This is a genomic window from Neomicrococcus aestuarii (assembly GCF_014201135.1).
GTDB lineage: Bacteria > Actinomycetota > Actinomycetes > Actinomycetales > Micrococcaceae > Neomicrococcus > Neomicrococcus aestuarii.
Genome location: NZ_JACHDR010000001.1, coordinates 841,712 through 866,207, shown reverse-complemented (window position 1 = coordinate 866,207; position 24,496 = coordinate 841,712). Strand labels below are relative to the sequence as shown.

The following is a 24,496-nucleotide window of genomic DNA, read 5'->3' as shown; positions in this document are numbered from 1 at the left end:
CCGTGTAAGTCCCGGTGCTAGCATTTGTAAAGTATTTTTTGGTCGTGAGGAGGCGGTTTGGGGAACACCGGTGGCTCCGCGGCGCGTTCCTTGACTGCGCCAGTGGCAGGTTTGCGCTGGAACCTCCTCGAGGGCTTTATAGGCTCCGTCCTCGTTCTGTTGGGTTCGTGCGGCGTGGGCTGGCTAGCCATTGTTTCGCCGCTCAACCGCAATTCCTGGCTCATCACGCTGCGCACGGAAACGTGGGGCGTGGCTCTTTCCACCGTCTTGCTCACGCTGGGCTGTTGGGTGCTGTTTCGCGCCTGGTTGCGCTTGCGACAACTGCTCTCCGGTTGGCCCGAAGGAAGCCTCAAAGCGGTAACGCTCGCGGGCGGCATCTGGACCATACCCATGATGTTCTGCGTCCCTATTTTCAGCCGAGACGTGTTCGCGTACATCGGCCAAGGACGCCTCGTTGCCTCCGGGCAGGATCCCTACGTGGATGGCATTTCCACGCTGTCCAACTGGTTCCAGCTCGGCGCTGACCCGCGCTGGGCACAATCCGAAACTCCCTACGGGCCGCTGTTTCTGTGGATTGAGTACCTCGTCAACCAGATGGGGGGAACCTCGCCTGATCTCTCCGTCTTCCTTTACCGAGTGGCTGCGCTGTTGGGCGTGGTGCTCTTGGCGATCTACGTGCCGAAGCTTGCCGCGCTGCACGGGGTGGAAGAGGCCAAGGCGCAATGGCTCACGGTTGCCAACCCGTTCTTGCTTATCAATTTTGTAGCCTCGGCACACAACGACGCCCTCATGGTGGGACTCGCCGTGGCGGCCACCTACTTTGCGGCCACTAAGCGCGGAGTGCTCGCCGTAGTGCTCATCACGGCATCCATCGGCGTCAAACTCATCACCATTGTCTTGTTGCCGTTCATCGGCCTGTTGTGGGCGGGCGCTGGCGCCAGCTGGTTCAAGAAGATTCGCTACTGGGCGTACACCGGGCTCATTGTCCTAGCGCTCATGACGCTTACCGGCCTGCTCAACGGCTATGGTTTCGGCTGGCTCAAAGTCATGCTCGTGACCGGAACCGGGTATAGCGTCTTCGCGCCCTTGGGCATGCTGGTGATGTTCTTCGAGGGCATCTTCAACGCGTGGGGAATTGATCCCAGCGGAGTGCTGCCCACCATCAAGCTCATCGGCCGCGTCACCTCTGTCATTGTGGTGCTGTTCGTGATTTTCCGGGGCAAGCACGAGCACCTTGTGCAGCGCATGGGCATCGCGTTCGCGGCCCTCGTCATCCTCTCTCCGGTCATCATGCCGTGGTACTTGCTGTGGCTCCTGCCGTTCTTCGCCGTCACCGGCATTCGTGATGACTGGCAGATGCTGTTCACCATTTTCACCTCGGCCTTCATGCTCGCGTACGGCGCCGCTGATCAGATCTTTGTCTGGCAGTTCTTGAGCGAAGCCGAACCCTGGATCAAACACATGTCCTCCATGATTTCGTGGGCGGCCATGGCGTATTTGGCCTTCCTCGATCCGCGCACCAAACACATGTTCCGAGGAGTCCTTGCCCCCATTCGCCGCCCCGCGTCTGAACGGCCCACCACGGTGATTTCTCGAGAGCACGACGCGTGAAAAATAGCGTTCGTAACCCATTGTTGGGGCTGACTCATCAGCTTTCTCGAGCCGAGGAGTGGCTGGGATCATTGCCCGTGTTCCGGCGGATTGCCGGTGGCGATGAGACCCAGGCGGCTGTTGCCATCGCTCAGGGCATCGTTGCCTCGATCATGGTGACGCTTGGTTCGTGGGGTGTGGGCTGGCTTGCGACCGCTCAGAACTCGCTTTTTGCGCGCACGACGTTCTTGAATCCGCTGCGTGTGGAGCCGGTCGGCGTGATTCTGTGTGCTTGTTTGATGGCTTTGGGCTCTCTGATTTTGGTCCGCGCGTGGCTGCGTCTGGGGCAGCGCTCCGGCGTGGATCACCAGTATTCGGTTCCGGTGATTCGGCGAGCCATCCTGTGGTGGTCCGTTCCTTTGAGCCTTTCTTTCCCCATCTTTTCGCGGGACGTGTACTCCTATTTCGCACAGGGACGACTCCTGCACGCGGGGCTGAACCCGTATGAGAACTGGGTGTCTCAGCTACCGGGTTGGTTTGCGGAAGGCTCCGATGGCTTGTGGGCCGAATCTGCAAGTCCTTACGGGCCGATCTTCTTGTTGTTCGCGCAGTTTGTGTTCTGGATTTCCGCGGGCATCCCGGAAATCGGTGTGATCCTCTTCCGCCTCTTCGCGCTGGCGGGCGTGGCCTTGTGCGTGTGGGCTATCCCGCCGTTGGCCGCACTGCTGAAGTCCAGTCCCGGGTGGGCTCTGTGGATCAGCGTGGCCAACCCGTTGTTCCTACTCATCATGATTCCTGGCGTTCACAACGACTCCTTCATGATGGGCGCGATTCTGTTGGCGTTCCTTTATGGATTACGACGACGCCGCTGGGCTTCCGTGGTCTGGGCCATTATCGCTATAGGCATCAAACCGATTGTATTGATTGGTTTGCCGTTTCTGGGCCTGCTCTTTGCTGGTCAAGGGGCGAGCTGGAAAAATCGATTCACGGAGTGGGCACTTTTGGCTCTTGCCGTGGGTCTTGGGTTGGCTGCCGTGGGTGGCGCAACCGGCCTGTGGTTTGGCTGGATCCCGGGGATGGCAAGTTCTGGATCGGCAGCGTTCCCGTTTGCGCCTATTGGGCTACTCGGTCAGGGCATTGGTTGGGTTTTCTCGCTCTTTGGCGGGGACCAAGCGGTGGTAGCTGGGGTGTTTTACACCTTGTGCCGTGTGCTCGCGGTGCTGTTCATCCTCTATTTGGCGCTCTTCCGTACTGATCTTCATCCGATGCTAGGTTTCGCACTGGGTCTGAGCGCCGTGGTGTTGCTGGCTCCCATCATTCAGCCGTGGTACTTGCTCTGGATCGTGCCGCTTTTCGCTACGTATCGGGTGTATCGAGGGCTGCTAGAAGAGCTGTTCTTCCTGCTCTCAGCGATCCTGGTGCTCGTGGGCGTGGTTGATCAACTCAGCGTGGCTCAGTGGATTGACCTAACTCTGGTTCGTATCATCACGAGCGTCTTGGGGCTGCTGTACTTGGCGTATTTGTTGTTTGTGGATCCAAAGACCAAGCAGCTTTTTCCGTTCAACCGGGCGTCGTGGACTCAAGCGCGCGTCAGCGCCACCGAACTGCGTTCCTAGCCGAAATCATCGACGTGGGGAACTAACCGTTGAGGTCAGTCGCTTTCGGATGCGGAAGGAACCGTCACTTCTTCGCGGATACGTCGTCGTTCTTTCACTGAACTGATGAAGGCCAAGGCCACCAGCAGGGCGCCGGCAGCGCTCCAGAGCGCACCCAGCAGACCGAAATCGTGTCCCACAAAGCCGATCAGCGGCGGGCCACTGAGCATGGCCGCGTATCCAAAGACGGAAACCATGCTGACGCGCTGCGCTGAATCCGTCGGGTGATTAGCAGCCGCGGAGATTCCTAAGGGGAAACCAAGTGAAACGCCAAGTCCCCACAGCCCGGCACCCACGTAGATGTACACGTCTTCGGTGGCGAGGATGAACAAGGCAATGCCAGCGATTCCCACTGCGGTTAATCCGTACAGGGCCATGGCACGTCCAAAGAGGTCCACGAGCGGACCGCCGGCGAGGCGACCCACCATCATGGCGCCCACGAAGGTGGCGTAAATCAGAGAGGAATTCGCTTGCTCTAGCGCATGACCTTCGAAGGCTGCGAGGGCGATCCAGTCATTTCCGGCTCCCTCTGAGAAAGCCGTGAACATGACCAGCAGTGCGATCATCCAGAGGGAGTAATCACGACGTAACTGCGTTTTATGTCCGGCAGGGATCGTGGTCGCGTGTTCGGTTCTCGATTCGGACGTTTGGGCCGGAGCTTTCGCCACTGTTGAAGGTGACGATTCGGCGGTGGGGGAGCCAAGGTCGGGAACGGCAAAAACGATGATGACGATTGCGATGAGGGCAATGATGACGAAGTGCGCGAAGACGCCGATGCCTTGGACGCCCACAAACCATCCAATGCCAGCGCCCACGACGTTTCCCAGACTATAGAAGGCGTGAAGGAGCGGGAGGAACGTGCGATTCAGATCTCGCTCAATGCGAGCACCTTCGACATTCATGGTGACGTCAGTGCAGCTGAGGCTGGCGCCATAGAAGATCAAGAGAATGCACACCAAGGGGATGTTGCCCCAGCTGGTCGCCAGCCCCAGCAGAATGATGAGTGTACTGGCGATCAGAATTGACCAGGCTAGGCTGCGTTGGGTGCCGAGCCGATGGGTGATTCGACGAGCGATCATGAGTCCGCCGATAGTTCCTGCCGCGAGACCAAAGAGGAGGAGTCCCACCTGACTGGTACTGGCGCCAAGTTCAATCTTGATGGCGGGCAGGCGTGAAACCCACGAGGCAAACAAGATTCCCAGCAACGTGAAGATGGCGATGATCGCGCGGACTTGGAAGCGAAGCGGGATGGGATTCACCATCAGCTGAGGGTGATGTCCTAGGAGTTTGGCAAAGCGAGCGGCCGAACCGAAAGAGTGGGGGAGCGCGCGGGTAGTGACCGGAATGCTTTCATCCGCGGGCTGCGGAGTAGGGCGTTTAGATTCCATGATCAGACCGCCAAGCTGTTGTTTTTATTCAGGTCTTTCGAATAATAACAATCTTGGCTAGGTCTTACTAGGTTTTGGTGCCCCCGGCGCGGCTCGAACGCGCGACCCGCAGCTTAGAAGGCTGCCGCTCTATCCAACTGAGCTACGGGGGCCAGTGCCAAAGGCACCCGTACATTCTAAGTCATCACCCACAGGTGATTTCCAATCGGATTAAGCGCCGAGTTATCCACATTCTTAGTTCTGCATCATGTGAGGGTGACTTTCAATCCGGACACTGGACGTACCGCGAAAGATCCGCGGTGACCTCAGAGAAAGGAAAGACCATGAGCGAGATTATTACCGTCCGCGGTTTTGTTGCCACGGATACCAAGCTCAAGAAGCTCGATAGCGACACTGACACCACCGACTTTCGCCTCGCCTGCACGGAGCGCTGGTTTGATCGAGAAAAGAACCAATGGGTTGAGGGTCAGACCAACTGGTTCTCCGTCAGCGCATATCGCGATTTGGCACGCAATGTCGTGGCAAGCCTGAAAAAGGGAGACAAGGTCATCGTGATGGGACGGCTCAAGATTCGTTCGTACACGCGCCAAGATTCCTCGATCGGCACGTACGTGGGACTCGATGCAGTGACTATCGGTCACGATCTCACGTGGGCCACCAGCACGGTTCTGCACAAGACCTACCAGGGTCGCGCCAACGCCGAGGGGAACACCGCCGAAGCAGCCGAAGCTAACGCGTCTGAAACGAACTTGTCCGCAACCAACGCGATTGATGGGAACTCGGGGGATGCAAACTCCGTTGACTCAGGCACGGTGGATACAAGCACCGGAGAGCTCACGTCTGCGCCGGACCAGGAGCTAGACCGGGAGAACGTCTCGGTTGATGATGATCACGAAGACTCCTCCGAGAGCCATCGCGAACCGGCTTTCGCCTAACATTCCCGGCTGGAATCTCAACTGCGCAGTAGTCATTGCAGTTCGCGGCATTGCTCAAGCGAGGGCCAATCGCATCACTTCCAGAGAGACTTACCTGATTCGGCACCGTAGTTGACGTGGCATTAATGGCGTCAACAGGGTGCCGAATACAGGTAGGCGCGGTTGGGAAGATAGCCTAGAAGGCATGGCCGAATTTATTTACACCATGACCAAGGCCCGCAAAGCTGTGGGCGACAAGGTCATCCTTGACGACGTAAGCATGTCGTTCTTCCCAGGCGCCAAAATTGGCGTTGTGGGTCCCAACGGTGCCGGTAAGTCTACGATCCTCAAGATCATGGCTGGTCTGGACACCCCATCCAACGGTGAAGCACGCCTGAGCCCCGGATACTCCGTGGGCATCCTGTTGCAGGAGCCTCCTCTGAATGAGGAAAAGACGGTTCTTGGCAACGTTCAAGAAGGCGTTGGCGAAATCTACGAGAAGATCATTCGTTACAACCAGATCTCCGAAGAGATGACCCAACCAGACGCTGACTTTGATGCGTTGCTCGAAGAAATGGGCAAGCTTCAGGAAGACATCGACGCTGCAGACGCCTGGGATATTGACTCCCAGCTCGAGCAAGCGATGGATGCCCTTCGCTGCCCACCAGGCGACAGCCCGGTGACGAACCTTTCCGGTGGTGAACGTCGTCGTGTGGCTCTTTGTAAATTGCTCTTGCAGAAGCCAGACCTGTTGCTCCTTGACGAACCAACTAACCACTTGGATGCCGAGTCCGTGTTGTGGCTCGAGCAGCACTTGCAGTCTTACCCCGGCGCAGTCCTCGCCGTGACCCACGACCGTTACTTCTTGGATCACGTCGCCGAATGGATCGCGGAAGTTGACCGCGGAAAGCTCCACCCGTACGAGGGCAACTACTCCACGTACTTGGAGAAGAAGCGCGAGCGACTCGAAATCCAGGGCAAGAAGGATCAGAAGCTGGCTAAGCGCCTCTCTGAAGAACTTGATTGGGTTCGCTCCAACTCCAAGGGACGCCAGACCAAGTCGAAGGCTCGTTTGGCTCGCTACGAAGAGATGGCGGCCGAAGCTGATAAGACGCGCAAGTTGGACTTTGAAGAAATTCAGATTCCACCAGGACCGCGCTTGGGATCGCTCGTCATTGAAGCCAAGAACTTGCAGAAGGGCTTCGACGACCGCACGCTGATCGACGGCTTGTCCTTCTCGCTACCACGTAACGGCATCGTCGGTGTGATTGGTCCCAACGGTGTGGGTAAGTCCACGCTGTTCAAGACCATCGTCGGACTTGAGTCTCTCGACGGCGGCGACCTGCGCATCGGTGAAACCGTCAAGATCTCCTACGTTGACCAGAACCGTGCCGGCATCGACCCCAACAAGTCCTTGTGGGAAGTTGTCTCCGACGGCCTCGACTACATCCAGGTGGGACAGGTAGAAATGCCGTCCCGCGCGTACGTTTCCGCGTTCGGGTTCAAGGGACCCGATCAGCAGAAGCGCGCTGGTGTGCTCTCCGGTGGTGAGCGTAACCGCCTGAACCTTGCCCTCACACTGAAGCAGGGTGGAAACCTTCTGCTCCTTGACGAACCAACTAACGACCTCGACGTGGAGACGCTGTCCTCACTCGAGAACGCCTTGTTGGAATTCCCGGGCTGCGCCGTGGTCATTTCCCACGACCGTTGGTTCCTGGACCGAGTGGTGACCCACATCTTGGCTTACGAAGGCACCGAAGAAGAGCCAGCCAACTGGTACTGGTTCGAGGGTAACTTCGAGTCCTACGAGAAGAACAAGGTGGAGCGCCTCGGACCGGATGCGGCCAAGCCGCACCGTGTGACGCACCGTCGCCTCACTCGCGACTAAGCTTCACGCGCATCGGGGCTCTGAAGCACCGCTGAAACTACAGCCTCTGAAACAACAGCCGCTGACACAATAAAAGACCGCAAGGATCCTTGAAAGAGGAATCCCTGCGGTCTTTTGTTTTGGCTTTTGGGCGAAGAACACTTGCCCCGTCACGCGTCAGGCGTAGCTCGACTGCGACTACTCGCCGGTGGCTTGTTCGCTCAGATCAGAGATCTGCGGAATACGGAGCATGCCTTCTTGAGCCACCGTGGCAAGGAGCTCACCGTTGCGGGAGAAAATACGGCCCGTGCCCAAGCCTCGGGCCTCGGAAGCGCTCGGCGATTCTTGAACGTAGAGCATCCACTCGTCAACGGCCACGGGGCGGTGCCACCACATCGCGTGATCCAGCGATGCAATGCTCATTCCGGGCGTGGTCCACACCAAGTTGTGGCGACGCATCACAGATTCGAGCAGCGTGTAGTCAGAGGCGTAGGCCAGAGCCGCACGGTGAACGGCCTGCGGCGTTCCCGCTGGCAACGGATCCTTCGTCTTGATCCACACAGTGGTCCCAGCAAACGGATCCGCGGCCGGCTTGAAGAAGATCGGTTCATCGATATACCGGAAGTCGAATGGTCGGTTTTCCCTCCAGTCTTTCGCGGCCGGATGATCAATGCCCTCGAGCCACTGGGCTGCTGGCGGAAGGTCCTCTGGCGCAGGAATGTTTTCAGGGAACTCCATTTGGTGCTCAATACCCACGGACGGAACCTGGAAAGAGGCGATCATGGACAAGATGGGAACGCCATCCTGATAAGCGTGAACGCGGCGTGCTGAGAAGGAACGGCCGTCCCGCAAGCGCTGGACACCAAACGTGATGGGCTTATCGATGTCTCCCGGGCGTAAAAAGTAGCCGTGGAGAGAGTGGATTTGCCGTTCTTCATCGACGGTGCGAGACGCAGCAACCACGGATTGCCCCAAGACTTGCCCGCCGAAAACGCGTCGGCTGGGTCCTTGAGGGGAGTGTCCTACAAAAATATCTTCATCGGTGCGCGCTTCCGGACCCCCGGAAACGTCGAGAAGGTCGATCAGCCGTTCAGTGGGATTCAAATCCGCCACCTTGTTACTCCTTGAAGCTCACGTCATGCATCGATGCTCTGCACTTTTCTTTAGAGGTTATCGGTGGTGCTCAGTGTCACCAAACACTTCGCGCGGGACACTCCCAGATCGGTGGCAAGATTGAATGGTGACTTTCCCCGATCTGGTTTTCAGCGATCTTGACTCCGTGCGCGACCTGGGCCAGTTCTTGGCACGCGCGCGTTCCATCAACGATGACGGCGTCCTGCTCCAACACGTGGGGTCCGCGCTGGCCACGTACGTGCCGCTGTTGACGGTGGGGGAGTTGGGACTAAGTCTCACTTCGAAGAACGACGGCGCAGCTACCGATAGCGAACCGGCTCAGGACACCCTACTCATCATGGGAATGCGTGTCTCCGGTTTGGCGGGAACGCTGACTGGTTCTTCGACGGAGACAGTGACGGGAACCCGGCCGGGCAAACCTTCAAGCGGTGTGTACGCAATCGGTGATATTACCGACCGCACCGCGCGAGCCCAAGAGTCACCGGATAAGACCGTACTAATTCCGGCACCTCCTGCCCAGCGACCCGCAGTGTGGGCGAGCCGAGTTCCGCCCCGCAGTGGGTGGGAAGTCGTTGCCGATATCCCTAGCGAGACGATCGAGCAGGATGCTTCTGCCGCCATCACAGCGGTAGCCGAAGCACTGCCTGCGTCGCCGGGCGGCGCCGTCGTACTGACGGTGCGTGAACGAATCTGGGCTTCTGACTCCACCACGAAGGAAATCCCGCTGGGAGCTGCCGTGGCCCTGAAAACCCTTGGCTTCTTATCACCTGAGGAACCCGTACGTCACGCGCGGGCCGGACTATGGCAGCGGCTGAGCACCTCGCGCGGTCACGTGCTTGTTTACCGTCGTTAACCAAAAATTCGCCAGCTCGTTGCTTATGAAGCGTATGTTTCCGGTATGCGCACACCTCTCGCCGCAACTGTAGCGGCCGCACTCGCACTGTCCGTCCCACTCATGGCAACCCCGGCGTTCTCTGCTCCCGCGGAGAAGCCAGCAGCTGCAACGGCTTCGGAGAAGAGCCAGCAGGAAACGCTCAAAGTTGCCACCTACAACGCTTCTTTGAACCGCAACTTCGAAGGTCAGCTGGTCCAGGACTTGTCCACGCCTGACAACGTTCAGGCTAAGGCCGTCGCCGAAGTCATCCAGATGAACCAGCCAGACGTTCTACTCATCAACGAATTCGACTACGATTCCGAGCACCGCGCGGCTGACCTCTTCCGCACCAACTACCTTGAGGTCTCCCAGAATGGACAGGACATCGCCGAATACCCTTACGTGTACGTGGCTCCGTCCAACACGGGCATTCCATCCGGCTTCGACCTGAACAACAACGGCGTGGTCAGCGGCGGCGACGATGCCCTCGGCTTCGGTCTCTTCCCAGGTCAGTACGGCATGGTGGTGTACTCGAAGTATCCGATCCTCGAGGATCAGGTCCGCACGTTCCAGAACTTCCTCTGGGAAGACATGCCAAACAACGCCATGCCAGAAGGCTGGTACACGGATGAGGAAAGCGCCATCTTGCCGTTGTCGAGCAAGAGCCACTGGGACGTTCCCGTGCAGGTGGATAACAAGGTAGTTCACGCACTGGTTTCCCACCCGACGCCTCCCACCTTTGACGGTGCCGAGGACCGAAACGGCCGCCGCAACCACGACGAAATCCGCTTCTGGGCTGACTACGTTTCTTCCTCCAAGAAGACCTCCGCCTACATCTACGATGACAACGGATCCTTCGGCGGCTTGAAGGCTGGAGAGCGCTTTGTCATCATGGGCGACCAGAACGCTGACCCACTCGATGGCGACTCGTTGGATCTTGCCATTGACCAGCTCTTGGATCACAACCGCATCCAGGATCCGTTGCCGACTTCTGAGGGTGCCGTGGAAGCTGCCGAACTTCAGGGCGGCGCCAACGCAACGCACCTCGCAGACCCCGCCTATGACACGGCCGACTTCGCTGATGGAGCACCGGGCAACCTTCGCGCCGACTACGTCTTGCCTTCCCGTAACTTGGTTGTTGAAGACGCCGGCGTGTTCTGGCCAACGCAAGGAGAGCCAGGTTCTGAGCTCACCGGCGTGTACCCGTTCCCAACCTCTGACCACCGTTTGGTCTGGGTTGATCTGAAGAAGTAGTTCTTTTCAGCACGCAAAACAGCGGCGGCAGTTTCCCTGATGGGGGATTCTGCCGCCGATCTTGTTTGGGTTTTTAGTTATCTGGCGTGTTCTGCAACGAATGCGCTGCACGCTCGAAGTAGTCCCATAACGTGGCATCCTGCAATTGCGGGAGCGCCAACTCATCGAGGGCCGTGCGCATAAACCGGAGCCACTTATCCCGGTTCTCCGAATTTACTGGGAACGGGTGGTGCCGCATGCGCAAGCGTGGGTGACCGCGACGCTCACCGTACGTGGTGGGTCCGCCCCAATACTGTTCTAGGAAAAGCTGGAGGCGCATCTGCGCTGGACCCAAATCCTCCTCGGGGTACATCGCCCGGAAATCTGGATCCTTGGCTACTTCGCGGTAGAAAATTTCGGTGAGCTTCTGGAAAGTTTCCTTGCCACCCACTGCGTAGTAAAACGTTCCTGCATAATCCTCGAGGCGATATTCCTCGCTCGACGCACTTTGTTGCTCTCCAGAATTGGTGGTTCGCAACTGTGTGAGCTTTCGCCCAAGGTCCTGACGACGAGGAATCAGAGGTACATCATTCATGCTTCGAGTTTAGGAGGTGCTTTGATGCTTCCCGAATTGAGAGTGACGATAAGTCGCCTGAGTGCGTTCCCAGAAAGTCCCTGACCCACTGCTCATCCGTCTTGGCGTATTCGCGGAGCGCCCACCCGATTGCCTTGCGCACAAAGAAGTCTGGGTGGCTCGCGTTGCGTTCAATCACCGTGGTGAGCAGAGTTGTGTCAGTCTCCGCTTTCAGGTTCAGCTGGGCAATGATGGCAGTACGACGACGCCACTTATTCTCGTGGGTAGCCCACGTCAGAAGGAGTTCAGCTATTTCCTGACGGTGGTTGACCAGGAGCGCCGCGTACTGTCGCTGAATCCCATCGATCAGGTCCCACCACTGACCCGTGTCCACCATGTGCGTGAGCAACGGAAGAACGTCGATATTGCCGCGAATGCTGCGCACATCAAGGATGTCTTGAGCCGCATACCGGTGGTCTCGGTGGGTGAAGTGATCCCAGGCATATCGTGACGTTTCAAGTCGCGTGGCCGCGTCTTCGCTGCGATTGTCTGCGTTCAAAATCTCTGCCGCCAGAGTCACGTTGATCTTCCGACTCTGCGCACGCGGCACACCGAAATGCGGTATCTCAGATTTCAGATATGCCTGCATTTTGAGGGCTCGAGCCGGGTCTGCGACGGCGAGATGTTCCTCCGTGGCGCGCCGGAAGAACTGTTCTGAGATTAGTTCCGATGCTGCCGGTGTCATGCGGTGGGGGATTCTGGTTCATGGTGAACCGGGAAATTGACAGATCGGGCGATGAAGCAGACGTCCCGGGCGGCGTCGTGCAACGAATCGGCAAGATCGCGCTGGGACTCATCTTCGAGTTCGACGCGTGGGCGCAACGTCGCGTGAGTGATTTCGCCGCTTCCATCAGAGTTGACGTGCAATTGGGCTGTCGCTGTGTCCGTGTAACCAGTGACCACCACAGCGTTCTGTACGGCGACGTGGAGATAGGAGAGCATGTGGCACTGCGTGAGCGCGGCCAAAAGTAACTGCTCTGGATTCCAACGATCGTTGTCCCCGCGGAACGGACGCGCGGCACTGCCGTTGATAGAACCGGGACCCTCAGCGGTGATCTCGTGGATCCGCGAGTAGTCGCGATAGCCGGACGTTCCCGTGCCGTTGTTGCCCGTCCATTCGACGGTCAACTCAAAGTGGTGTTCGCTCAGAGACATGACTCCAGCCTACTGGCGGGATCATGCGAGGCCACTTCTCTGCAACCGGGTTCCGTGTGAGGCCAATTCTCTGCAAACCAGCCACTGTGAGAACGTTTTGCGACAGAAAAACGCGAAAATGCTGTAGCGAAGTGGCCGCACATGGGGTTTCTAGGGGTGCGTCTGGCTGTAGGTAGCAAGCTGGGGGAAGCTATTCCTTAAAACGCGAAGTCCCAGCACCAACGGGTGTGGTGCTGGGACTTCGGCTGATTAGCTCTTACTGATCAGGGTTTAGTGATCTGCTGCTCGTGCGGTCAAAGCGCGTGAGACCGCGTCGCGGCTCTCAAGAACCAGACGACGCAAGGCTGGAATCTCTTCGCCCAATTCACTCAAGAAAGCGTCTGCACGCTCGAGAGTGGACTGAGAGATCTGCGTGACCGGGAAGAGCCCCAACACGATCTGTTCTGCCGTGTCGAAGGACTTGGTCTCCCACACCTGGCGGATAGATCCGAAGTAGTCGTCCACAAAGCCGGTCAGAATCTGAGGATCATGAGCGCGGTTGAAGCCCTGGATGGCTGCTCGAGACTGAGCGTTGGAGAGCTCCGAACCGGAACGGATCTTCTCAAACATGTCCCGCTTAGCTTCGAGCGTCGGGATTGCAGCGCGCGCAGTGTGGGCGGAGAGATCACCGTTAGCCGTGTCATCGGTGGCCAACATAGCGTCAATGTCACTTTGTCCCTTGCGGCCGCCGGCAACAAGCGCGGTCAACAGAGCCCACTTCATGTCCACGTCCAGTGCAAGACCATCGAGAGACGTTTCACCGTTCAAAAGCGCCTCGACCGTGTCCAGCTGAGCGCTCGAACGCGAACGCAACGCGAACGCCTTCACGAACTGCAACTGAGCATCCGAGCCGGGCTGTGCCTGCTGCGAAAGTTCCCACAAGCGATCCGCAGCGCGTTCAGACAAACCGGTGCGAGCGTCGTCGGACACAAAGGAATCAATAATGGTGCTGAGCTGACGCAACAGAACCATCACCACAGTGGAGTCGGTCTCGTGGCCAATATTGTTCAGGACCAATTCTGCGTACTGACGTGCAGGCGTTTCGGCATCGCGAGCGGCATCCCATGCAGCACCCCAAATGAGTGTGCGGGGGAGTGAGGACTCGAAGTCCTTGAGGTGATCGATAGCGAACGCGAGAGACTTCTCATCGAGTCGGATCTTTGCGTAGGCAAGATCGTCGTCGTTGATGAGAATCAAATCTGGGCGATCGATTCCGGCCAATTCCGGAACCTCGGTGTCTTCGCCATCCACATCGAGCTCCACGCGGTGCGTGCGCTCGAGCTTTCCGGACTCGTTCAGATCGTAAGTTCCAACAGCCAAACGGTGTGGACGCAGCGTGAGGTAATTGACTGGCGCGGACTGACGGATAGTGAAGGACGAAATCTTGCCGTTCTCATCCTCTTCAATCTCCGGCTCCAACTTGTTCACGCCCGCAGTTTCCAGCCACAGCGCGCCCCAGTTGGAGAGATCGCGACCGGAGGAAACCTCAAGTTCGCTCAACAAATCATTGAGCTCGGTGTTCTTCCATGCGTGCTTAGCGAAGTAGGAACGGACGCCAGCCATAAATTCTTCTTGGCCAACCCAAGCCACCAACTGGCGGAGGACGGAAGCGCCCTTCGCGTAGGTGATGCCATCGAAGTTCACCTGAACATCTTCCAGATCCTTGATGGGCGCCACAATAGGGTGCGTGGAAGGCAACTGATCCTGAGCGTAAGCCCACGACTTCTCGAGCGAGGAGAACGTAGTCCACGAGTGAGTGAACTCGGTGGCCTCAGCGGCAGCCAAGGTGGACATGAATTCCGCAAAGGACTCGTTGAGCCAGAGATCGTTCCACCACTTCATGGTGACAAGGTCACCGAACCACATGTGGGCCAACTCGTGGAGAACCGTGATCGCGCGGCGCTCAACGAGAGCATCGGGCACCTTGGAACGGAAAACGTAGCTTTCGAGGAACGTGACTGCACCAGCATTTTCCATGGCGCCGGCGTTGAACTCCGGAACAAAGAGCTGGTCATACTTCTCAAAGGGGTACGGCGTACCGAACTGCTTCTCAAAGAACTCGAAACCCTGGCGCGTGATCGTGAAGATATTGTCCGCATCCACGAACTCCATCAGGGACTTGCGCGCGAAGACACCCAGTGGGATCACTCGTCCATCTGAGCTCGTGAGCTCAGAACGAATGCTCTGGTACGGGCCGGCGATCAACGCGGTGACATAGGACGCGAGACGTGGCGTGGGGGCAAAAGCCCAGACCTTAGCGCCGTCTTCCGCATCAGTTGCGGTAGGCGTGGTCTGGTTGGAGATGACATCCCAGTGACCGGGAGCTTTCACGGTGAACTGGAACGTGGCTTTGAGATCTGGCTGCTCGAACACGGCGAACATACGGCGTGAATCGGGGACCTCGAACTGTGTATAGAGGTATACCTCGTGGTCCACAGGGTCAACGAAGCGGTGCAACCCTTCGCCGGTGTTTGTGTAGAGCGCGTCTGCTTCAATGACGACTTCGTTGTTTTCAGCCAAATCAGGCAATTGAATACGCACGCCGTCAGAGTGAACGGAAGGATCGATCTCCGTGCCATTGATGGAGATGCGGTGCACCTGATCCGTCACGGCGTCAATAAAAGTGGATGATCCGGCGGTTGCCGTGAATCGGATGGTGGTGTTGGAGCCGAAAACTCGATCGCCATGGGTGAGGTCTAGGTCAACGGTGTAGCTGTCAACGGAAATAAGTTCTGCACGCTCGCGAGCTTCCTCGCGTGTGAGATTGAGTCCTGGCACGTTGCCACCTTTCGAAATGAAAGAATTCTTTGAGATTTAAATATTGTGTCACTCGTCACGCTGGAATGCACGGCAAGAAACACAAGAGCCTCAAAAGGTAGGGTTGAGAAAAAGTTGGAACCTTCGAAAAGGATCTCTATGCGTATCCACATTGCCACGGATCATGCCGGACTGGACCTGAGCCACCACCTTATTAAGCACTTGACTGAATTGGGCCACGAAGTAACCGATCACGGTCCACAGACCTACGACCCACTCGATGACTACCCAAGTTTCTGCATCAATGCAGCGCTGGCTGTCGCCGCAGATCAGGCGCAAGGCGTTCAGGCGCTTGGAATTGTCCTGGGTGGATCAGGCAATGGTGAGCAGATCGCCGCCAATAAGGTCAAGGGTATTCGTGCCGCACTGGTGTGGAATGAAGACACCGCCAAGCTTGCTCGCCAACACAATGACGCCAACGTTGTTGCCGTGGGCGGTCGTCAGCACAGCATTGAAGAAGCTACTTCGTTGATTGAAGCCTTCATTGCAGAGCCATTTTCCGGAGACGAGCGTCACGTTCGCCGTATTGGAAAGATTGCAACGTACGAAATGACTGGCGAAGTTGTTGAGTAGCCACGCGTTTTAGGGGGAGGGTCGCTGCAAAAGAGCAGCGGCCCTTTTCTTTTCCGGAATTTCCTCAGGGTTTTATGCGAGCTGAAGCACTTTCCGGTTCTGGGGCAAAAGTATTGTTACGCCAGTTCTTAACATTTATTGGGTTTGTTGAATCATCGCGGAAATTGTTCTGACGTGGCGGGGTTAAACGAAAAAAGCGACTCTAGGCCGCTTTTTCTTGATTTATGCAGTTTTTCAACAAATACTTGGAGGGGACGACGGGAATCGAACCCGCGTAATCAGTTTGGAAGACTGAGGCTTTACCATTAAGCTACGTCCCCATTCCGGAGTGTTCCGGAAGGACTTAGAAAGATTAGCAGGGCTTTAGCGTCGCCAGCAAATCGAGATTCCGGCGACGCACCAAGACATGCCCGATTTCTTTTTTCCGGAAAGTCTGCGTAGACTATTTCTCGCACCAAAACGGGGTGTAGCTCAGCTTGGCTAGAGCGCGCGCTTTGGGAGCGTGAGGCCGCAGGTTCGAATCCTGTCACCCCGACTCTGAACAAGACACCGCTCGGACCCTTCAAACGATGTGGTCCGGGCGGTGTTCATGTTTGGTCGTGTAGTTATCAACTATCCCAATCTCAGGAGTACTACGCCGTGAAGAGCGCCGTTGAAAAACTCAACCCCACCCGCGTCAAGCTCGAGGTTGAGGTTCCACTCGAAGAACTCAAGCCGGAAATCGACAAGGCGTACAAGTCGATCGCCACGCAGATTCAGGTTCCTGGTTTCCGTAAGGGCAAGGTTCCTTCCCGCTTGATCGATCAGCGCGTAGGCCGCGGATACGTTATCGAGACCGCCATCAACGAAGGCCTCAACGGTTACTTCCAGCAGGCTGTTGTTGAGAACGAACTCTTTCCTTTGTCCCGCCCAGAGGTTGAAATCTCTGAACTTCCGGACCCAGAGAAGAACGAAGGCTCGCTCAAGTTCCACGCTGAACTCGACGTTCGCCCCACCATTGAACTTCCTGACTACAAGGGCCTCGACATCGAAGTTGATGCCGCAGAAACCTCTGACGATGACGTTCAGACCCAGCTCGATGAATTGCGCGGCCGTTTCGGCACCTTGAAGGCTGTTGAGCGCCCCACCGTTGATGGCGACTACATCACCATTGACCTCGCAGCTTCTGTAGAAGACGAAGAAGTTGACTCCGCAACCGGCCTTTCTTACTTGGTTGGCTCCGGAACCATGCTTGACGGCCTCGATGAGGCAGTCATCGGCTTGTCCGCTGACGAAGATGCAACCTTCACCACCGCTTTGGTGGGTGGCGAGCACGCCGGCAAGGACGCCACCGTCAAGGTGAAGGTCACCGCAGTCAAGGAGCGCGAGCTTCCTGAGGCTAACGATGACTTCGCTCAGCTTGCTTCTGAGTTCGACACCATGGATGAACTCATGGAAGACCTCAAGCGCGTTGCCAACGAGTCCAAGGTGACCGAGCAGGGCGTTCAGGCTCGCGACAGGGTCATGGACCGCCTCGTAGAGCTCGTTGAGGTTCCTGTTCCTGAATCCGTTATTGAGCAGCAGGTTGCTTCTCACTTCGGTGATCACGGCGACCACAGCCACGATCAGGAAGACGATCACGACACCCCGGAGCACCGCGCCGAGGTTCGCGAGAACACCGAGCGTGCGTTCCGCAACGAGATCATCCTTGACGCTATTGCTGACAAGGAAGAAATCGGTGTTGAGCAGGCTGAGCTCATCGAATACATCGTTCAGGCGTCGCAGCAGTACGGCCTGGATCCAAACCAGTTCGCCCAGATGCTTGACCAGCAGGGTCAGGTTTCCATGATGGTTGGCGAAGTTCGCCGTCGTAAGGCTCTTGCCCACGTGCTTGAGCTTGCAGCCGTCAAGGACTCCGAGGGCAACGAAGTTGACCTTTCTTCCTTCGTTCGCCCCGGTGGCGAGCTTGAGGAAGTTGACGACGACGCAGCTGCAGTTTCTGAGGACGCTGCAGAAGGCGAAGCAACCGAAGAAGAGACCGAGGCTAAGGCCTAGTCCATCCCCTGAAATTATCGCCGCTTGAATGAGTGGCACTTCCGACGCCGTGGCCCGCGAAAGCGAGCTGCGGCGTCGTTCTATTTGCGTGAAATTCACCCTCAGCGGAAGAGCCTGCCGGGGTATGCGCCAACAGCGAACAGTAGGCGCGAAAGCCCCCGATCAGCGCCGTAAATGAGTAATGTCAAAGGCAATCAAATAGTCCGCAACAAGTGTTCTGCGGACACGATGGAAGAGGTACTCGGATATGTCTACGGAATCCCGTCCCTCGATGGCGTCGGTCGATCCGGCCGCGCGCGAGGATTACATTTACAACCGGCTACTCAAGGAGCGCATCATTTGGCTGGGCTCCGAGGTAGCTGATGAAAACGCAAACGCTATTTGCTCGCAGCTCTTGTTGTTGTCTGCAGAGGATCCTGAAAAGGACATCTACCTCTACATCAACTCTCCTGGCGGATCCATCACGGCAGGCATGGCCATCTACGACACCATGAAGTTCATCCCGAACGACGTAGTGACTGTTGCTACCGGTTTGGCAGCATCCATGGGCCAGTTCTTGTTGTCCTCCGGCACCAAGGGCAAGCGTTACGCAACGCCAAACGCACGTATCCTCATGCACCAGCCCTCCGGCGGCATCGGCGGTACGGCATCTGATATTCGTATCCAGGCAGAACTGATTCTTCACATGAAGAAGGTCATGTCTGAGCTCACTGCAGAGCAGACCGGTCAGCCACTCGAGCGCATCCTGAAGGATAACGATCGTGACAAGTGGTTCACCGCTGAGGAAGGACTCGAATACGGCTTCTTCGATCACATCGCTACCCACTCAGCCACCGTTTCCGGCGGCGGCGGCGTTAAGTAATAGCGGCACAGGCTTATTAGGAGTAGGAATGAACTTCAATCCATCAGACTTCAGCACCTCGGGTGCTTCGAACATGCCGTCCGCCCGTTACGTTCTTCCACAGTTTGAAGAGCGCACGCCGTACGGTTTCAAGCGTCAGGATCCTTACGCAAAGTTGTTCGAGGATCGCATTATCTTCTTGGGCAACCAGGTAGACGACGCCTCCGCGGATGACGTTATGGCGCAGCTTTTGGTTCTTGAATCCATGGACCCAGAGCGCGACATCACGCTGTACATCAACTCTCCAGGTGGTTCGTTCACCGCTATGACGGCGATTTACGACACCATGCAGTTTGTGCGTCCCGAGATTCAGACCGTTTGCTTGGGCCAGGCCGCTTCTGCAGCAGCAGTGTTGTTGGCAGCCGGCGCTCCAGGTAAGCGTTTGGCGCTTCCTAACGCACGCGTTCTGATTCACCAGCCTTCGATGGGTGGCGGCGAACGTGGCACGGCAACGGATCTTCAGATTCAGGCCGAAGAAGTTATGCGCATGCGTTCATGGCTCGAGCACACGTTGGCAGGGCACAGCAACCGTGCGCCGGAAGACGTTGCTGTAGATATTGAGCGAGATCTGTTCATGACGGCTGAGGGTGCCAAGAACTACGGTCTTATTGACGAAGTCTTGGCCCCACGCAAGATCAAGCCACAGGCTATTGCTCGCTAGTGTTACTCCAATTCACCCACGGGTGAAGGTTATTGCTCCTTGGGGCGTGTCTTTTGCAGGCACGCCCCAAGTCGTTCATCTAAGTGTCCCGGTACTGAACTAGAGTTGAAGTTAGTTTCGGCGGGCAAAAAGCTCGTGTGATTTTTCCCGCACCTTTCTTTGGAGGTTGAACCGCATATGGCACGTATGGGTGAAAGCTCAGAACTGCTCAAGTGTTCCTTCTGCGGCAAGAGCCAAAAACTCGTTCGCAAATTGATCGCCGGTCCAGGTGTTTACATCTGCACAGAATGCATTGAGCTGTGCAACGAGATTATTGAAGAGGAACTCGGCGAAGTCACCGAGCAGGGGGAGATGCAGCTCCCGTACCCCAAGGAAATCTTCGACTTCCTGCAAGAGTTCGTGGTGGGCCAAGAAGGCGCCAAGCGTGCACTGGCCGTTGCCGTGTACAACCACTACAAGCGCATCCAGTCGCTCAACAGCTCCAAGGCAAGCCAGCTCGGAGTAGAACCCAACCCGCTCGACGAGGTTGAGGTCTCCAAATCCAACATCCTGCTGATCGGCCCTACCGGTTGCGGTAAGACCTACCTAGCGCAGACGCTCGCCAAGCGATTGAACGTTCCGTTCGCGGTGGCTGACGCTACGTCCCTCACCGAAGCCGGCTATGTTGGCGAAGACGTTGAGAACATTCTCTTGAAGCTCATTCAAGCCGCAGACTATGACGTCAAGCGCGCCGAACAGGGCATCATTTACATTGACGAGATTGACAAGATCTCTCGCAAATCTGAGAACCCATCCATCACCCGTGACGTTTCCGGCGAAGGCGTTCAGCAGGCGCTGTTGAAGATCCTCGAAGGAACGGTTGCCTCTGTTCCTCCTCAAGGCGGTCGCAAGCATCCACACCAAGAGTTCTTGCAAATTGACACCACTAACGTGCTCTTCATTGTTGCCGGAGCATTTGCTGGACTTGAAGACATCATTGGATCCCGCGCTGGCCGCAAGGGAATTGGTTTTGGCGCCCCGTTGAAGAGCTTGTCCCAAGAGGCTGGTTCCTTCTCTGATGTTCGCCCAGAAGATTTGCTCAAGTTCGGCCTCATTCCTGAATTCATTGGCCGTCTGCCGATCATCACCACCGTGGAAAACCTGGACAAGCCAGCCTTGATTCAGATTCTGACCGCGCCACGCAACGCACTCATCAAGCAGTACCAGAAGATGTTCATGCTTGACGGGGCCTCCTTGACGTTCACCGAAGATGCGCTGGACGCCATCGCGGACCTCGCTTTGGAACGTGGAACTGGTGCCCGCGGACTGCGCGCCATTCTGGAAGAGACCTTGGGACGGATCATGTTCGATCTTCCGGGGCGAACCGATGTCGCCGAGGTACTTATCGACCGCAACATCGTCATCGACAAGGCGGAACCCACCTTGATTTCACACGAAGTAGCCAACAAGCGCCGGAATAAATCGGCCTAACCCATAGCTGTACGCCGAGAGAGCATTGTCTCGCAGAAGGCTGGCTCAGCTGGTCAAATCTGCGGACGAGCACCCTGCGAGTTTTTCGCCTACCTCAGAGGAGAGACCTGTGTCTGAAACCGTTTCTGCAGAGCAATCAGTCGTCGATTTTTGGTTTGACCCCACCTGCCCCTACGCCTGGGCAACGTCCCGCTGGATGCTCGAAGTGGAAAAGGTCCGCAACGTTAAGACCAACTGGCACGTCATGAGCCTTGCAGTCCTCAACGAGGGCCGCGATGAGCTTCCCGAGGATTACAAGAACCACCTCAAGACTGCATGGGGACCGGTTCGCGTGATCATCAAGGCCGCTCAGGAGCACGGTGACGAAGTCATCGGAAAGCTCTACACCGCCATGGGCACCCTGATTCACCAGGACAAGGTGGAAGACCGTGACGAGGTTGTACGCCGTGCACTCGAGATCGTTGGACTCCCGGCAGAACTCGCTAACGTTGCCCACACCGACGAAGTTGATGAGGCTCTTCGTGCCAGCCACGCAGACGGCATCAGCCGCGTAGGTCAGGACGTCGGAACCCCAGTTGTTGCCTTCAACGGCACCGCCTTCTTCGGACCGGTTATTACCCGTGTTCCAAAGGGCGAGGACGCTGGAGAATTCTTCGACGCCGCCGTGAAGCTCGCATCCTTCCCACACTTCTTCGAGATCAAGCGTAGCCGCACCGAATCGCCTGTCACTGAGCTCTAAACATTGCATCGCTGAATCAGAACTTCGGGGAGCGTGATTCAACAAAAACGAGTGGCCGCTAACGAAAAGTTAGCGGCCACTCGTTTATTAAGAGCTTTTCAAACACTCGTCTATAGGTGCGAGTGCACGCGGCACCCGCACCTCACTGACTAGGCGGTCGGCGTTTCCTGCTCAGCAAGCACAACGTCACTGATGCTGAGTTCGCTCTCCGAAGCGGCGAAGGCCAGTTCCTTGGCGTTGCCGGCTGCGAGGAGATCGCCCAGACCCAACTTGATGCGCTCGATCTGTTCGCTCGGTGCATTCACGGTAGCGCTGGTGACCTCGGTGCGCTGCTTGACCTTGGCCTCAGACTTAGCCTTACGCAGGCCACCCAATGCCAAAGCGACGTCGGTCAACACGTGAGTGTCAGCGTCAGAGACGGCGTTCGCGAACGAAGCAGCCGACGGCCACGAAGCGCGGTGGATGGAACCTGCACGCCACCAACCCCAGACCTCTTCGGTAGCAAACGGCTGGAACGGAGCCAACAAGCGAAGGACAGCGTCAAGCGTGGTGGCGAGCGTTGCCAGAACGCTAGCCTGCTCGGTCTCGCCGCGGGCACCGTACGCACGGTCCTTGATGAGTTCCACGTAGTCATCAGTGAACGACCAGAAGAAGGATTCAGTGATATCGAGAGCACGAGCGTAGTCGAACTGCTCGAACGCGCGCGTGCTCTGCTCGACCACCTCAGCAAGGCGAACCAACAGCGAACGGTCCAAAGCGTTGGTGACCACTGCGGCGTCATCCGTGATGATGTTTGCCTCGGTAGCGCCCAAGTTCAAAGCGAACTTCGAAGCGTTCAGAAGCTTGATGGCCAGGCGGCGACCAATCTTCATCTGAGCGACTTCGTACGCGGTGTCCGCACCCAACTTGGCAGAAGCTGCCCAGTAGCGCACGGCGTCGGAGCCAAACTCATCCAAGATCTCGTTAGGGACAACCACGTTGCCCTTGGACTTGGACATCTTCTTGCGGTCCGGATCAAGGATCCAGCCGGAGATAGCGGCGTGCTTCCACGGTGCGGCGTTCTGCAAAGAATCGGCACGGACGGCAGTCGCGAAGAGCCACGTGCGGATGATGTCGTGGCCCTGAGGGCGCATGTCAAACGGGAAGACCTTGGAGAAGTAATCCTCGTCAACGCCCCACTTGCCCACAATCTGCGGAGTCAAAGAGGACGTGGCCCAGGTATCCAAAACATCCGGGTCACCCATGAAGCCATTCGGGACGCCGCGCTGGGACTCATCGAATCCCGGTGCAGGCTGAGCGGCAGGGTCAACCGGAAGCATGTCCTCGGTCGGAACAATCGGGGCGTCGTAGCGTGGCTCGCCCTGCTCATCGAGGGCGTACCAGACCGGAATCGGCACACCGAAGAATCGCTGACGGGACACTAGCCAGTCACCGTTCAAGCCGGCAACCCAGTTCTCGTAGCGGGAGCGCATGAAGCTCGGGTGGAACTCGATTTCGCGACCGCGCGAAATCATGGTGTTGCGGCGAGCTTCGTCGAGGCCACCGTTGCGGATGTACCACTGACGGGACGTGACAACTTCGAGGGGCTTGTCGCCCTTTTCGTAGAAGTTCACGGCGTGCATGATCTTCTTTGGTTCGCCGTCCAAGAGTTCACGCTCGGTGAGCATGGAGACAACGGCTTCCTTCGCAGAGAAGGCCGTCTTTCCAGCAACGTTGGCGTACGCCTCGCGGCCGGCCTCGGTGGTGATCCACTCTGGGGTGTCTGCGGAAACGCGGCCGTCGCGGCCGATGATCGCACGGGTAGGCAACTGCAGCTCGCGCCACCAGGTCACGTCCGTGAGGTCACCGAAGGTACACACCATGGCGATACCGGAACCCTTGTCAGCCTTCGCCAACGGGTGTGGGTATACGGTGACTGGAACCTCAAACAGGGGAGAGGTGACGGTCTTGCCGAAGAGGTGCTTGTAGCGGTCATCGTCGGGGTTGGCCACAAGAGCTGCACAAGCAGCCAAGAGCTCAGGACGCGTGGTCTCAATGAACACCTTCTCGCCGTCTTCGGCGGTGAAAGCGTAACGGTAGTACGCGCCAGCTACTTCGCGGTCCTCAAGCTCGGCCTGAGCAACAGCGGTGCGGAACGTGACGTCCCACAGCGTCGGGGCTTCGGACAAGTAGGCATTGCCGGCCTGGAAGTCGCGCAAGAAGGCGCGCTGCGAGGTGGCACGGGAGTGATCGTCTATGGTGCGGTAGGTGATGTCCCAGTCAACGGACAAGCCCAGCGTGGTGAAGAGGTGCTCGAAGACCTTCTCATCCTCGGCGGACAAGCGCTCGCACAGCTCAATGAAGTTCTGGCGGGAGATGACGTCCCAATCGCGCTGGTTCTTGGCGGGCTGAGCTGGGGGTTCGTAGGTGGGATCGTACGGCTTGGACGGTTCGCACCGCACGCCGTAGAAGTTCTGGACACGGCGCTCGGTAGGCAAGCCGTTGTCATCCCAACCCATGGGGTAGAAGACGTTCTTACCGTTCATGCGCTGGTAGCGCGCAAGAACGTCCGTCTGCGTGTAGGAGAAGATGTGTCCCACGTGCAGGGAGCCGGAGGCCGTCGGCGGGGGAGTGTCAATGGAGAACACCTGCTCGCGCGTGGTGTTCTGATCGAACTTGTAGATGCCCTCTGAACGCCATCGGGCGGTCAAGGCCTCCTCAAGTCCTTCAAGAGCTGGTTTGTCTGGAACGGAAACGGAATTGGGCGTGTCTGTGCCCGAGATATCAGAGGACATGCCAGCTATTCTTTCACGTTCACATGCGCTTCCTCGAAATGCCT

The 24,496-nt window shown here is 57.4% G+C and carries 19 protein-coding genes and 3 tRNA genes; 13 read left to right on the top strand and 9 right to left on the bottom strand.

Annotated elements, in window-relative coordinates:
• Positions 1 to 57 precede the first annotated feature (57 nt).
• The gene (gene mptB, locus HD598_RS03820) at positions 58 to 1,611 is read left to right on the top strand and encodes a polyprenol phosphomannose-dependent alpha 1,6 mannosyltransferase MptB (RefSeq protein ID WP_260170482.1); all 1,554 of its coding nucleotides are present in this window, start codon (positions 58 to 60) and stop codon (positions 1,609 to 1,611) included.
• The gene (gene mptB / locus HD598_RS03815; RefSeq protein WP_183663937.1) at positions 1,608 to 3,206 is read left to right on the top strand and encodes a polyprenol phosphomannose-dependent alpha 1,6 mannosyltransferase MptB; all 1,599 of its coding nucleotides are present in this window, start codon (positions 1,608 to 1,610) and stop codon (positions 3,204 to 3,206) included. The genes mptB (HD598_RS03820) and mptB (HD598_RS03815) overlap by 4 nt, the downstream gene beginning before the upstream one ends.
• A gap of 35 nt (positions 3,207 to 3,241) precedes the next feature.
• On the opposite strand, the gene HD598_RS03810 is transcribed toward mptB (HD598_RS03815), so the two are convergent.
• Positions 3,242 to 4,633: an MFS transporter gene (locus tag HD598_RS03810; protein ID WP_183663935.1), complete on the bottom strand. Its 1,392-nt coding sequence runs from the start codon at positions 4,631 to 4,633 to the stop codon at positions 3,242 to 3,244.
• A gap of 75 nt (positions 4,634 to 4,708) precedes the next feature.
• Positions 4,709 to 4,785, bottom strand: a tRNA-Arg gene (locus HD598_RS03805).
• A 171-nt stretch (positions 4,786 to 4,956) separates the two neighbouring features.
• Between HD598_RS03805 and ssb the strand changes: the two genes are divergently transcribed.
• Together ssb and ettA are read left to right on the top strand one after the other, a co-directional pair.
• Complete coding sequence (ssb, locus tag HD598_RS03800) at positions 4,957 to 5,568, top strand: single-stranded DNA-binding protein (RefSeq protein WP_183663933.1); 612 nt, start codon at positions 4,957 to 4,959, stop codon at positions 5,566 to 5,568.
• Positions 5,569 to 5,752: 184 nt separating this feature from the next.
• A complete protein-coding gene (gene ettA, locus HD598_RS03795; protein WP_071893466.1) occupies positions 5,753 to 7,435 on the top strand; it encodes an energy-dependent translational throttle protein EttA in 1,683 nt (560 codons plus the stop codon).
• A 177-nt stretch (positions 7,436 to 7,612) separates the two neighbouring features.
• On the opposite strand, the gene HD598_RS03790 is transcribed toward ettA, so the two are convergent.
• The gene (locus HD598_RS03790) at positions 7,613 to 8,518 is read right to left on the bottom strand and encodes an acyl-CoA thioesterase (protein ID WP_221244589.1); all 906 of its coding nucleotides are present in this window, start codon (positions 8,516 to 8,518) and stop codon (positions 7,613 to 7,615) included.
• 133 nt (positions 8,519 to 8,651) lie between these two features.
• Here HD598_RS03790 and HD598_RS03785 point away from each other — a divergent pair, with 133 nt between their 5' ends.
• Positions 8,652 to 9,401, top strand: coding sequence for a hypothetical protein (locus HD598_RS03785; RefSeq protein ID WP_183663929.1), 750 nt, complete (start codon positions 8,652 to 8,654; stop codon positions 9,399 to 9,401).
• 45 nt (positions 9,402 to 9,446) lie between these two features.
• Complete coding sequence (locus HD598_RS03780) at positions 9,447 to 10,676, top strand: endonuclease/exonuclease/phosphatase family protein (RefSeq protein ID WP_183663927.1); 1,230 nt, start codon at positions 9,447 to 9,449, stop codon at positions 10,674 to 10,676.
• Between the two features lie 73 nt (positions 10,677 to 10,749).
• On the opposite strand, the gene HD598_RS03775 is transcribed toward HD598_RS03780, so the two are convergent.
• From HD598_RS03775 to pepN, 4 genes are all read right to left on the bottom strand, one after another.
• Positions 10,750 to 11,193, bottom strand: coding sequence for a globin (locus HD598_RS03775; RefSeq protein WP_260170640.1), 444 nt, complete (start codon positions 11,191 to 11,193; stop codon positions 10,750 to 10,752).
• Positions 11,194 to 11,242: 49 nt separating this feature from the next.
• Complete coding sequence (locus HD598_RS03770) at positions 11,243 to 11,974, bottom strand: DNA alkylation repair protein (protein ID WP_183663923.1); 732 nt, start codon at positions 11,972 to 11,974, stop codon at positions 11,243 to 11,245.
• Positions 11,971 to 12,444, bottom strand: coding sequence for an OsmC family protein (locus HD598_RS03765; RefSeq protein ID WP_183663921.1), 474 nt, complete (start codon positions 12,442 to 12,444; stop codon positions 11,971 to 11,973). The genes HD598_RS03770 and HD598_RS03765 overlap by 4 nt, the downstream gene beginning before the upstream one ends.
• A 270-nt stretch (positions 12,445 to 12,714) precedes the next feature.
• On the bottom strand, positions 12,715 to 15,261 hold the full coding sequence (gene pepN / locus HD598_RS03760; protein ID WP_183663919.1) for an aminopeptidase N: 2,547 nt from the start codon (positions 15,259 to 15,261) through the stop codon (positions 12,715 to 12,717).
• A 138-nt stretch (positions 15,262 to 15,399) separates the two neighbouring features.
• On the opposite strand from pepN, the gene HD598_RS03755 reads away from it, so the two are divergent.
• On the top strand, positions 15,400 to 15,873 hold the full coding sequence (locus HD598_RS03755) for a ribose-5-phosphate isomerase (RefSeq protein WP_183663917.1): 474 nt from the start codon (positions 15,400 to 15,402) through the stop codon (positions 15,871 to 15,873).
• A gap of 246 nt (positions 15,874 to 16,119) precedes the next feature.
• On the opposite strand, the gene HD598_RS03750 is transcribed toward HD598_RS03755, so the two are convergent.
• A tRNA-Gly gene (locus HD598_RS03750) sits at positions 16,120 to 16,193 on the bottom strand.
• 140 nt (positions 16,194 to 16,333) lie between these two features.
• On the opposite strand from HD598_RS03750, the gene HD598_RS03745 reads away from it, so the two are divergent.
• From HD598_RS03745 to HD598_RS03720, 6 genes are all read left to right on the top strand, one after another.
• Positions 16,334 to 16,408 (top strand) — tRNA-Pro (locus HD598_RS03745).
• A gap of 104 nt (positions 16,409 to 16,512) precedes the next feature.
• On the top strand, positions 16,513 to 17,907 hold the full coding sequence (gene tig / locus HD598_RS03740; protein WP_183663915.1) for a trigger factor: 1,395 nt from the start codon (positions 16,513 to 16,515) through the stop codon (positions 17,905 to 17,907).
• Positions 17,908 to 18,178: 271 nt separating this feature from the next.
• Entirely contained in the window at positions 18,179 to 18,769 is a 591-nt protein-coding gene (locus tag HD598_RS03735) for an ATP-dependent Clp protease proteolytic subunit (RefSeq protein WP_071895113.1), read from the top strand.
• Positions 18,770 to 18,797: 28 nt separating this feature from the next.
• Positions 18,798 to 19,469, top strand: a complete 672-nt coding sequence (locus HD598_RS03730) for an ATP-dependent Clp protease proteolytic subunit (RefSeq protein ID WP_183663913.1) — start codon at positions 18,798 to 18,800, stop codon at positions 19,467 to 19,469.
• Between the two features lie 177 nt (positions 19,470 to 19,646).
• Positions 19,647 to 20,939 carry an ATP-dependent Clp protease ATP-binding subunit ClpX gene (gene clpX / locus HD598_RS03725; RefSeq protein ID WP_183663911.1) on the top strand — a complete coding sequence of 431 codons (1,293 nt, stop codon included), beginning with the start codon at positions 19,647 to 19,649 and terminating at the stop codon, positions 20,937 to 20,939.
• Between the two features lie 109 nt (positions 20,940 to 21,048).
• On the top strand, positions 21,049 to 21,678 hold the full coding sequence (locus HD598_RS03720) for a mycothiol-dependent nitroreductase Rv2466c family protein (RefSeq protein ID WP_071893476.1): 630 nt from the start codon (positions 21,049 to 21,051) through the stop codon (positions 21,676 to 21,678).
• Positions 21,679 to 21,827: 149 nt separating this feature from the next.
• Here the strand turns inward: HD598_RS03720 and valS are convergent, their stop codons facing one another.
• Positions 21,828 to 24,452, bottom strand: coding sequence for a valine--tRNA ligase (valS, locus tag HD598_RS03715; RefSeq protein WP_183663909.1), 2,625 nt, complete (start codon positions 24,450 to 24,452; stop codon positions 21,828 to 21,830).
• Positions 24,453 to 24,496: the final 44 nt, after the last annotated feature.